We start from the raw sequence: 11,333 nt of genomic DNA, 5'->3' as shown, positions 1-11,333 counted from the left end.
CTACCCCGGGTGCGCCCGCCCCCTTTTGCTCCACAAACACCCCCCCACCGTCCCCGCCCCCCGTCCTACCCCCCCCCCTCCCGCCACCCCCCCCCGGGGGGGGGCCGCGCCCCCCCCCCCCACGGCGCTCACTTGTGGAGCCGGGGGATGCCCGCAGCGGCGTAGGCCGCCGCTTCGTCCAGGGTTTCGTTGGCCATCAGGGCTTCCGCGAGGGCGTCCAGCTTGTGGCGGTTCTCGCGCAGTAGGCGGCAGGCCTTCTCGTAGCACTCGTCGACGATCCGGCGCATCTCGTGGTCCACCGCGTCGAGGGTGGCGGGGGCCGCGGAGAGGCCGTAGGGGCTCTGTCCGTCCGAGGGAATGGCGGTGAGGCGGCCGATGCGTTCGCTCATCCCCCAGCGGCCGACCATGCCCCGGACGATGTTGGTGACCTGTTCGAGGTCGTTCTCCGCGCCCGTGGTGATGACGTCGTAGACGGTGTGCTCGGCCGCCATGCCGCCGAGCGCTCCGATGATGCGGCCGCGCAGGTACTCCTCCGTATAGGCGTACCGGTCCGCCTCCGGCGTGGAGAGGGTGACGCCGAGCGCACGGCCGCGCGGGACGATGGTGATCTTGCGGACCGGGTCGGCGCCCGGCTGGAGCATGCCCAGCAAGGCGTGACCGCTCTCGTGGTACGCGGTGCGGCGGCGGTCCTCCTCCGACATGACCAGCGGCCGTTCCGCGCCCAGCTGGACCTTTTCCAGCGCGTCGGAGAGGTCCGACTGGGTGACTTCCTTCTGCTGGCGCTTCACGGCGAGCAGGGCCGCCTCGTTGGCGAGGTTGGCCAGCTCCGCTCCGGTCATGCCCGGCGTCGTACGGGCCACCTGCGCGAGGTCGATGCCCTCGGCGAGCGGGATGTCCCTGGTGTGGATCCGGAGGATGGCTTCCCGGCCGCTCTTGTCGGGCGGGGAGACGACGACGGTGCGGTCGAAGCGGCCCGGCCGGGTGAGCGCCGGGTCCAGGACGTCCGCCCGGTTGGTCGCGGCGAGGACGACCACGCCTTCGGAACCGGAGAAGCCGTCCATCTCGGTGAGGATCTGGTTCAGGGTCTGCTCGCGTTCGTCGTGGCCGCCCATGCCCGCGCCGCCGCCGCGCACCCGCCCGATGGTGTCGATCTCGTCGATGAAGACGATGGCGGGGGCCACTTTGCGGGCCTCGGAGAAGAGTTCGCGCACCCGGGACGCGCCGACGCCGACGATCATCTCGATGAACTCGGAGGCGGAGGCGGAGAAGAACGGCACCCCGGCCTCACCCGCGAGGGCGCGGGCGAGCAGGGTCTTGCCGGTGCCGGGCGGGCCGGCGAGCAGGACGCCGCCGGGCATGCGGGCGCCCATCTTGCGGTACTCGTCCGGGTTCTTGAGGAAGTCCACGACGTCGTTGAGCTCGCCCTCGACCTCGTCGATGCCGGCCACGTCCTCGAAGGTCGTGCGCTTGGCGCCCTCCAGCTCGACCGGCTTGGGCGGCGTCTTGCGCCCGAGCCCGCCCATGCCGCCGCCCATGGCCGATCCCATCCGGCGGGCGATGACCACCCACAGGAGGACCAGCAGCAGCATCGGGGCCAGGGAGATCAGCAGGTTGGCGAGGAAGCTGCGCTGTTCGACGACCGGGGAGGCCGTGACGACGACGTTCTGCTTGGTGAGGTCGGCCCACAGGTCGTCGTCGGCGAAGGCGGGCCGCTGGGAGACGAACTTCTTGTAGGTGCCCTTCTCCCCGTCCGGCTTGGGCTGTTCGGCCTTCAGCTCGCCCTGGATGGCGTCGCCCTTGGAGTAGATCTTCGAGACGTTGCCGTTCGCTACCTGCTTGCTGAACTCGGTGTACGAGATGGTCGGCTCGTCGCCCTCGTTGAAGAAGGAGAGCACCAGGTTGGTGATCAGGTAGACGATCAGGGCGGTGAGGATCAGGCCGCGCCAGCCGCCGGGCATCCGCTTCTTCGGCGGCGGGGCGGGGGGTGCGCCTTCGGAGCGCCAGGGCGTATCGGCCCGGTCGCGGGGCGGTACGGGGGTGGGGCTGGGCACGTAGGCCTCCTTCTGCCGTCCTCCCGGCCGACCATAAGCGACAAACCGGACCGTCGCCCCTGGCGGCGGGCCACACGGCGAAGCCCCGGCCGGAGTGCTCCGGCCGGGGCTCCTGTGGCTCCGTACTGCTACTTCACTGCTGCGTCGCTGCTACTTCATGAACTTCTTGAACTCGTCCGGAAGGTCGAAGTCCTGTCCGGGCTGGGCGCCACCGGTGGGAAGCCCGAACGGGTTGCCGCCGGCTGCGGGCTCGATCGCCTCCGGACCGGCCTCGCGGCGCGCTGCCGCCGCGGCCTCTTCTTCCTTGCGCTTCATCGGGTTGCCGCTCTTGCGCTTGCCCTTGGCCTGCTTGATCTGCTTCTTCTGCCGGCCGGGGCCGCCGCCCATCCCGGGCATGCCGGGCATGCCCGGCATGCCGCCGCCCTGGGCCATGCGGGACATCATCTTGCGGGCCTCGAAGAACCGCTCGACGAGCGACTTGACGGCGCTGACCTCGGTGCCGGAGCCCTTGGCGATACGGGCGCGGCGCGAGCCGTTGATGAGGTGCGGGTCCTGGCGCTCGGCCGGGGTCATCGACTTGATGATCGCGGCGGTGCGGTCCACGTCGCGCTCGTCGATGTTGTTGATCTGGTCCTTGATCTGCCCCATGCCCGGGAGCATGCCGAGCAGCTTGGAGATGGAGCCCATCTTGCGGACCTGCTCCATCTGGGACAGGAAGTCGTCGAGCGTGAACTCCTTGGGGCCCTTCTGCAGCTTGGCCGCCATCTTCTCGGCTTCGGCCTGGCTGAAGGTCTTCTCGGCCTGCTCGATCAGGGTGAGCATGTCACCCATGTCGAGGATCCGGCCCGCCATGCGGTCCGGGTGGAAGGCGTCGAACTCGTCGAGCTTCTCGCCGTTCGAGGCGAAGATGATCTGCTTGCCGGTGACGTGCGCGATGGAGAGCGCGGCACCACCGCGGGCGTCGCCGTCGAGCTTGGAGAGCACGACGCCGTCGAAGCCGACGCCGTCGCGGAAGGCCTCGGCGGTGTTGACCGCGTCCTGGCCGATCATGGCGTCGACGACGAAGAGGATCTCGTCCGGGCTGACGGCGTCGCGGATGTCCGCGGCCTGCTGCATCAGCTCCTGGTCGATGCCGAGGCGGCCGGCGGTGTCGACGATCACGACGTCGTACTGCTTGGTCCGCGCGTACTCGATGGAGTCCTTGGCGACCTGGACCGGGTCTCCGACGCCGTTGCCCGGCGCGGGTGCGTAGACGGCCACGCCGGCCCGCTCGGCCACGACCGAGAGCTGGTTGACGGCGTTGGGGCGCTGGAGGTCACAGGCGACGAGGAGCGGGGTGTGGCCCTGCCCCTTCAGCCACAGGCCGAGCTTTCCGGCGAGGGTGGTCTTACCGGCACCCTGGAGGCCGGCGAGCATGATCACGGTGGGCGCGGTCTTGGCGAAGCGCAGCCGCCGGGTCTCGCCACCGAGGATGGAGACCAGCTCGTCGTTGACGATCTTGAGGACCTGCTGGCCCGGGTTCAGGGCCTTGGAGACCTCTTCGCCGCGGGCGCGCTCCTTGACGTTCGCGATGAAGGAGCGGACGACCGGGAGGGCGACGTCAGCCTCGAGGAGGGCGATACGGATTTCCCGCGCCGCAGCGTCGATGTCCTGCTCGGAGAGGCGGCCTTTGCCCCGGAGGGACTTGAAGGTCGCGCTGAGGCGGTCGGAAAGCGTATCGAACACGGTGGTCGCGATTCCTCGGGTCGGGGGCGTGTGGTCGTCCCCCAGGGTATCGGTCCCCGCCGCGGGCCCGGCCCTGCGGGCGGCAATCCCCCACCCGCCCTTTCGCCGTTTCCTCGGGCTCCGCCCCGGACCCGGCGCCTCAGACGCCGGCGGGGCTGGAAATTCCCCGGCGGGGCTGGACGGCGCGGAGCGCCATTTCAGCCCGTCCGGCGTGTGAGGACCGGGTCCGGGCGGAGCCCGGGGAACGGTGGAAGGGCGGGTAGGGAACGGCCCCGCGCAGCGGCTGCCCGTGCTACGCCAAGGCAGCCTGGACAGCCAAAGCCAGGGCGGCCGCGGCCGGAGGCCCGAGGGGTTTGCCGTCCGCGTCGACCACGTACACCGTGTCCACGGCGTTCGCGCCAAGGGTGGACACGTGCGCGCTGCGCACCCGCACCCCGGAGGACTCCAGCGCGCGCCCGATCCGGTGCAGCAGCCCGACCGCGTCGGGCGCCCGCACCTCCAGGACCGTGGCCAGGGAGGAGACCTCGGGCACCACCGTGACCCGGGGCGGCGGCGGGACCACACCGCGCCGGCGCGGGTACGCCGCCTCGCGGTCCGCCAGCTTCGCCGGGACGTCCAGCGAGCCGTCCAGGGCCCGCACCAGATCCGTGCGCAGCCGTGCGGCCTGCGGCAGGGACCCGTACTCCGCCGCCACCCGCCAGCGCAGGACCAGTACCTCGCCCAGCTGGTCCGGGAGCTCCATCGAGCGCAGGTCGGCCGCCCGCACGGTGAGCCGGTGCAGGGCCAGTACGCCGGCCACTGCGGGCAGTACTCCCGATTGGTCGGGGACGGCCACCACCAGTTCCACGCCGACCGCGTCCTCCTCCTGGCGGGCGTGCAGGGCCAGTACCGGCTCCCCGGTGCGCAGCGCCTCCACCGCCAGGCGCTCCTGCTCCGTGGTCGGGATCTCCAGCTCCGTCACCGCCGGGGCCGCCCCGCTCAGCACGGCGGCGACGCGTGCGACCAGGTCGGCCACGAGCGAGCCGCGCCACGCGCTCCACGCCGCCGGGCCGGTGGCCAGCGCGTCGGCCTCGGTCAGTGCGTGCAGGATCTCCAGCGTGCCGGGCGACCCGACCGCCTCCGCGACGGCCTTGACGGTCGCCGGGTCGTCCAGGTCGCGCCGCGTGGCGGTGTCGATCAGCAGCAGGTGGTGGCGTACGAGCACGCCCAGCACGGCGACGTCCTCCGCGTCGAAGCCCACCCGCAGCGCCATGTCGCGCGCGATCGTCTCGCCGGCCACCGAGTGGTCCCCGGGCCAGCCCTTGCCGATGTCGTGCAGCAGCGCCGCCATCAGGAGGAGGTCGGGGCGGCCCACCCGGCGGGTCAGCTCCGAGGCCCGGACCGCCGTCTCGACGAGGTGCCGGTCCACGGTCCAGGTGTGCACCGGGTTGCGCTGCGGCCGGCACCGCACCCGCTCCCAGTCGGGCAGCAGCTTCGTGATGATCCCCTCGGCCTCCAGCGCCTCCCACACGGCCACCGTCGGCTCCCCCGCGCCCAGCAGGGTCAGCAGCTGCTCCCGGGCCTCGGCCGGCCACGGCACTGGCAGGGGCTTCGCCTGCGCCGCGAGCCGGCGTACGGCGTGCAGCGAGACGGGCAGTCCGGCCTGGGCGGCGGCCGCGCCGAAGCGCAGGGGCAGCACCGGGTCCCGGTCGGGCCGCGCGGCCAGGGCCAGTACGGCCTCACCGTCGGACTCGACGACGCCTTCGGCGAGCGGCGCCCGCTCGGGTACGGAGCCGCGGGTGCCGAGCAGCCCGCGGAGCCGGGGGCGGGCGGACCGCGCCCGGAGCACGCGCCCGACCTCGCGCCAGGTCACGTCACCGGCGTACGAGACCACCCGCGCGGCCTCGTACACCTCTCTGAGCAGGGCGTCGGCGTCGAGCAGACCGAGCTGCGCCGCGACCGGCGTCTGTTCCTGGAGGGAGAGCCGTTCGGTGGCCCGGCCGGTCACCAGGTGCAGCGCGTCCCGGGCGTCGAGCAGCCGGCGCCGGGCTTCGGCGAGGCCCTCGCGCGGGGCGTCGGCCAGCCAGGACGCGGCGACGGCCCGCAGCGCGGTGACGTCGCGCAGCCCACCGCGGGCTTCCTTGAGGTCGGGTTCCAGCAGGAAGCGGAGCTCCCCGGCACGCTCGGCCCGCTCGCGGCACAGGGAGTGCAGCTCGGGCAGCCGCTTGGCCGCCTGGTTCCGCCAGTCCGCGAGGACGGAGGTGCGCAGTCCCGCGAGGAGCCCGGCGTCGCCCGCGACGGGCCGGGCGTCGAGCAGTCCGAGGTGCACCTTGAGGTCTTCGGCGGCGGTCTTGCGGGCTTCGCCGGGGGTGCGCACCGAGTGGTCGAGGGCGAGGCCGAGGTCCCAGACGGGGTACCAGAGCCGGTCGGCCAGGGCGGCCAGGGCGCGCGCTTCGGCCTTTCCGTCGTGGAGCAGGACCAGGTCGAGGTCGCTGCGGGGGGAGAGTTCGGCGCGGCCGTAGCCGCCGACGGCGACGAGGGCGGCGCCCCGCACGCCCGTCTCCTTCACCGCCGTGGCGAACAGCGCCTTCAGCCAGTCGTCGGTCAGGGCCGCCAGGGCGGAACGCCGGGAAGGCCCGGACCGCGACTCCTCCTGGAGGAGTCGCAGCCGGGCCGCGGCGTACCCGCTGGGTCCCGAGTCGGCCGTGCTGCCGTCAGTGGTCTCTTCGACACTCGTCACCCAGGGGTTCCAATCACTTAGGACCTGACCAACCGGACGGACCTAAAGCGCGTCAGCGCCGCGTTCGCCGGTGCGGACCCGGATGACCGAGTCCACGGGGATGCTCCACACCTTGCCGTCGCCGATCTTGCCCGTCTGGGCGGCGTCGACGACGATCCGCATCACGTCTTCCGCGTCGCCGTCCTCGACGAGCACCTCTATGCGGATCTTCGGTACGAGGTCCACGGTGTACTCGGCGCCCCGGTAGACCTCGGTGTGTCCGCGCTGGCGGCCGTAGCCGCTGGCCTCGGAGACGGTGAGTCCCTGAACTCCGAAGCGGTGCAGGGCTTCCTTGATCTCGTCGAGCCGGTGCGGCTTCACGATCGCGGTGATGAGCTTCATGCGTCAACCTTCTTGCTCGCGGCGGCAACGGGGGCGGGGACGGCGGTGCTCCGGGAGGAGGAGCCGCCGCCGGCTCCGCTGAAGTCGTAGGCGGTCTCGGCGTGTTCGACCTGGTCGATGCCGGAGACCTCGTCGTCCTCGGTGACCCGCATCCCGATCGTCTTGTCGAGGAGGAAGGCGAGTACCGCGGATGCCACGAGAGAGTAGGCGAGGACGGCGAAGACTCCGATCGCCTGCTTGCCGAGCTGCTCCAAGCCGCCGCCGTAGAAGAGGCCCGCCACGTCGGACTGGACCCCGCCGGTGGCGAAGAGGCCGACGAGGAGGGAGCCGAGGACACCGCCGACGAGGTGGACTCCGATGACGTCGAGGGAGTCGTCGTAGCCGAACTTGTACTTCAGGCCGACGGCCATGGCGCAGAGGACACCGGCGATGACGCCGATGGCGATCGCGCCGAGCGGGGAGACGGCGCCGCCGGAGGGGGTGATGGCGACGAGGCCCGCGACCGCGCCGGAGGCGGCGCCGAGGGTGGTGAAGGAGCCGTGGCGCAGCTTCTCGTAGCCGAGCCAGGCGAGCATGGCGGCGGCGGTGGCGACCTGGGTGTTGACGAACATGACCGCGCCGACGCCGTCGTCGTTGCCGAGCCAGGAGCCCGCGTTGAAGCCGAACCAGCCGAACCACAGCAGGCCGGCGCCGAGCATCACGAGCGGGAGGCTGTGCGGGCGCATCGGGTCCTTCTTGAAGCCCACGCGCTTGCCGATGACCAGGATCACGCCGAGGGCCGCGGCGCCCGCGTTGATGTGGACGGCGGTGCCGCCGGCGAAGTCGATGACCCCGAGCTCGAAGAGCCAGCCGCCGGCGCCCCACACCCAGTGGGCGACGGGGAAGTAGACGATCGTGACCCAGAGGGTGATGAAGAGGGCCCACGCGCTGAACTTGACGCGGTCGGCCAGGGCGCCGCTTATCAGCGCCGGGGTGATGATCGCGAACATCAGCTGGAAGACGGCGAAGACGTAGACGGGGATGGTGTAGCCGTCCCACAGCTCGGTGATGCCGATGCCGCTGAGTCCGACGTAGTCGGAGGTCCAGCCGATCAGCGAGCCGGAGTCGGCGCCGAAGGCGAGGCTGAATCCGTAGAGGACCCAGAGGATCGTGACGATCCCGAGGCTGATGAAGCTCATCATCAGCATGTTGAGGCTGCTCTTGACGCGGACCATGCCTCCGTAGAAGAAGGCGAGTCCCGGGGTCATCAGCATGACCAGGGCGGAGCAGATGAGCATGAACCCGGTGTTCGCGGAAGACAGCGTGGGGGCGTCTGCCGCGAGGGTCGTGATGGCTGATGCCATCGGCGTCTCCTCGTCGTCGGTACGTTCGCGTGCGGGCGATCGTGAAAACCTGAGCGGCGCTGGTTCGTGAATCAGGCCTGAGGGTGTTCCGGCCCGGGGGCTGGCCGGTTATTGGCCCTGAGATTCGCGCAGGCCGGTTTCCGGCGGCGCCGCTGGGTGTTTCGCGTCGATGACGAAGAGGTCCGGCGTGTTACGCCTCCATGAACGAGTGGTTCATGGAGCTGCCGGTGGAAGACCCGGCCGCGGCGATGACCCGGGGAACCTGGCTGGGGGAGCCTGATCGGGCTTCACGGGGTGACTGCCGCGGCCGGGGGCCTGGGGGCGGCCGGGTGGCCGTCAGACGGCCTCCGCGGCCTCGGGGAGGCGGGAGGCGAGGTGGTCGGTCAGCCGCACCACGTCCGCGACGTCGCCGTACTCACGCGCGGCGGTGTCGACGGTCTTGCGCAGCCGGGTGTTGACCCGCTCGGACCGCACCTTTCCCGCCACGTCGAGGGCGCGGCCGACGAGGACGGTGGCCTGCTCGGGCTCGCGCTGGAGCAGGTGCACGGTGGCCATGCCGATGAGGTTGAGGGCGTAGGAGCGCTGGTGCTCCTCGTCCTTCTCGAAGAGCGAGACGGCGCGCTCCATGACCGGTTCGGCGAGGGAGGCGTACATGGGGCTGCGGCCCGCCACGTAGGCCAGGTCCCGGTAGGAGTGGGAGTTCTCGCCGTTGAGCTCGGCCTCGGAGAAGAAGCGGATCCAGTCGGGCTCGGGCTCGGCGTCGAAGCCGACGTCGGAGAAGGTGTCCTCGGCCATCCGCACGGCCCGCTTGCAGCGGCTGGGTTGGCCCATGTTGGCGTAGGCGCGGGCCTCCATCGCATACAGCATCGCCTGGGTACGGGGCCCTGCGCAGTCGCGGCTGCCGTACTGGGCCAGGTGGATCAGCTCCAGGGCGTCCTCCGGGCGGCCCAGGTGGATCATCTGGCGGCTCATGCTGGAGAGGATGTACGAGCCCAGGGGCTTGTCCCCGCCCTCCTTGGCGGCGTGCAGCGCGAGGACGAAGTACTTCTGCGCGGTGGGGTGCAGGCCGATGTCGTAGCTCATCCAGCCGGCGAGTTCGGCGAGTTCGGCGGCGACCTTGAAGAGCCGCTTCATGACCGGGGCCGGGTGGCTCTCCTGGAGCAGGTCGGTGACCTCGTGGAGCTGGCCCACGACGGCCTTGCGGCGCAGTCCGCCGCCGCACTGGGCGTCCCACTGGCGGAACATCACGGTGGTGGCTTCGAGGAGGTCCACCTCGGGCTCGGAGAGCCGGGGCGGCCGGTGGCCGCTCAGGGCGCCCGCCGACCCCGCCTCCCGGGGTCCCGGGTCGGCGGCCGGGACCGGTACGAGCCAGCGCTGCATGGGCTCGATGAGGGCGGGGCCGGCGGACAGGGCGAGCGAGGTCCCGAGGAAGCCGCGGCGGGCCAGCATCAGGTCGCTGCGGGAGAACTCGCCGAGCAGCTCGATGGTCTGCGGGCCGGCCCACGGCAGGTCGACGCCGGAGACGGAGGGGGTCTGGTGGGCGGTGCGCAGGCCGAGGTGCTCGATGGCGACGACGGAGCCGAAGCGTTCGGAGAAGAGCTCGGACAGGATGCGCGGGACGGGTTCGCGGGGCTGTTCGCCGTCGAGCCAGCGGCGGACCCGCGAGGTGTCGGTGCTGATGTGGTGGGCGCCCATCTGGCGGGCGCGGCGGTTGACCTGGCGGGCGAGCTCGCCCTTGGACCAGCCGCTGCGGACGAACCAGGACGTCAGCTGTTCGTTGCGGACGGTGGCGTCCTGCACGGAACCCTGCACGGAGTCCTGTGCGGAATCCCGCACGGAGTCCCGGTCCGGCATCCCGGCGGACCACACGTCGGACTCCGCACTCGTTCCGCTTGCGCCGTTGCCGCTCACTGGAACGCCCCCATCCGTCAGCCTCTTCCACACGAAACCCTGTCGGGAAACGGTCTTCACAGGTCCTTCACGCATGCCTCCGGCATACCCGCGAACCCGTCTCCTCTTCGCGCTTCGTGCACCGAAAGTAATCCTACGATCACCCCTTGGGCGAGGTCGATCCCGGAAACGCCACCATTCGCCACCCCTTCGAATGAACTCGCCACCCGCCAGGCGCGATTCACTTGACACGAAGGCAAGACCGATCGGTTGGACAGGAGCGCGCCGGGGCGTGCGCGGCGAGGAGTGCGCCGGTCATCCGGGCAGCCAACGCAACCAGCCGAGGTCGTAACCACCGGCACGTCCGACCCGTTGGAGGGGGCATGGGCATGGGCTTCACGATCGGCGGCAGCCGCGGCACCAAGGAGTTCCGTTCCGGCGCTCGGCGCCGCGGCCGGACGTCGGAGTGCACGACGGTGGCGGAGTACACCGGACTGTGGGGCTGGGACGTGGTCCCCGGCGCCCGGGCCGCGGGGCCCGCCCGCGACTGCTCCTGCGGTCATACGAATTGTGGTGCGCCGGGGGCGCATCCGCTGGCCCTCGCTCCGACGGTCCCGGCCGGCGCCACCCTCGACGAGGTCACCGAGACCTGGAGCGGGTACCCGGGAGCCGCGGTGCTGCTCCCCGCCGGGCGCTCCTTCGACGTCATCGAGGTCTCCGAGGAGGCCGGGCGGCGGGCGCTGGTCCGGCTGGAGCGGATGGGTCTGCCGCTCGGCCCGGTGACCGCGACCCCGGACGGCCGGGCCCAGTTCTTCGTCGCCCCCGGGGCGGCGGCCGGGCTGCCGCAGCTGCTGTACCGGATGGGCTGGGACGACGCCGGTCTCGACCTGCGCGCGCTGGGCCAGGGCTCCTACGTCACCGCCCCGCCCTCGGACTTCGCGGGCCTCGGCCCGGTGAGCTGGCTGCGCCCGCCGGCACTGGACTCGGCCGGGGATCCCCCGCAGGCCCGCCTCCTGCTCGGCACCCTCGCCTACCTCTGCCACCGGCTGCGCCGCCCGTAGCCCGGCCGGCCGCGACCGAGACGCCCGTGGCCGCGCTCATGGCAGTGGGCCCCGGGGGGGGGGGCCGGGGGGGGCCGGGGCGGCGGGGGGGCGGCGGGGGGGGTGTGTAGGCGGTCAGCGCGGGGTCCCAGGCCACCCGCCCCACGGGGGGCCGGGCCGGCGC

At 72.1% G+C, this 11,333-nt stretch carries 7 protein-coding genes; 1 reads left to right on the top strand and 6 read right to left on the bottom strand.

Annotated elements, in window-relative coordinates:
- Positions 1-128 precede the first annotated feature (128 nt).
- From ftsH to ACFVX6_RS27290, 6 genes are all read right to left on the bottom strand, one after another.
- Positions 129-2,051: an ATP-dependent zinc metalloprotease FtsH gene (gene ftsH, locus ACFVX6_RS27315; protein WP_389695769.1), complete on the bottom strand. Its 1,923-nt coding sequence runs from the start codon at positions 2,049-2,051 to the stop codon at positions 129-131.
- Between the two features lie 150 nt (positions 2,052-2,201).
- Positions 2,202-3,776, bottom strand: a complete 1,575-nt coding sequence (ffh, locus tag ACFVX6_RS27310) for a signal recognition particle protein (protein ID WP_389695767.1) — start codon at positions 3,774-3,776, stop codon at positions 2,202-2,204.
- 292 nt (positions 3,777-4,068) lie between these two features.
- Positions 4,069-6,495 (bottom strand): [protein-PII] uridylyltransferase, encoded by a 2,427-nt coding sequence (locus ACFVX6_RS27305; protein ID WP_389695765.1) that lies wholly within the window; start codon positions 6,493-6,495, stop codon positions 4,069-4,071.
- A 42-nt stretch (positions 6,496-6,537) separates the two neighbouring features.
- Positions 6,538-6,876, bottom strand: coding sequence for a P-II family nitrogen regulator (locus ACFVX6_RS27300; RefSeq protein ID WP_112451060.1), 339 nt, complete (start codon positions 6,874-6,876; stop codon positions 6,538-6,540).
- The gene (locus tag ACFVX6_RS27295; RefSeq protein WP_389695763.1) at positions 6,873-8,219 is read right to left on the bottom strand and encodes an ammonium transporter; all 1,347 of its coding nucleotides are present in this window, start codon (positions 8,217-8,219) and stop codon (positions 6,873-6,875) included. Before ACFVX6_RS27295 ends, ACFVX6_RS27300 begins: the two co-directional genes overlap by 4 nt.
- Positions 8,220-8,555: 336 nt before the next feature.
- Positions 8,556-10,130: a hypothetical protein gene (locus ACFVX6_RS27290; RefSeq protein WP_389695761.1), complete on the bottom strand. Its 1,575-nt coding sequence runs from the start codon at positions 10,128-10,130 to the stop codon at positions 8,556-8,558.
- A gap of 368 nt (positions 10,131-10,498) precedes the next feature.
- On the opposite strand from ACFVX6_RS27290, the gene ACFVX6_RS27285 reads away from it, so the two are divergent.
- Positions 10,499-11,170, top strand: coding sequence for a bifunctional DNA primase/polymerase (locus ACFVX6_RS27285; protein WP_389695759.1), 672 nt, complete (start codon positions 10,499-10,501; stop codon positions 11,168-11,170).
- The last annotated feature ends 163 nt before the right edge of the window (positions 11,171-11,333 follow it).

The organism is Streptomyces sp. NPDC058289, from assembly GCF_042880975.1.
Lineage (GTDB): Bacteria > Actinomycetota > Actinomycetes > Streptomycetales > Streptomycetaceae > Streptomyces > Streptomyces stoeckheimensis.
Note: the sequence above shows the minus strand (reverse complement) of the source record. Positions and strands in the feature narration are given on the sequence as shown.

What these genes read in the sequence shown, in the direction of transcription:
- ACFVX6_RS27300 (WP_112451060.1), bottom strand. Translation starts at nt 6,876, where the DNA reads ATGAAGCTCATCACCGCGATCGTGAAGCCGCACCGGCTCGACGAGATC.
- ACFVX6_RS27295 (WP_389695763.1), bottom strand. Translation starts at nt 8,219, where the DNA reads ATGGCATCAGCCATCACGACCCTCGCGGCAGACGCCCCCACGCTGTCT.
- ACFVX6_RS27285 (WP_389695759.1), top strand. Translation starts at nt 10,499, where the DNA reads ATGGGCTTCACGATCGGCGGCAGCCGCGGCACCAAGGAGTTCCGTTCC.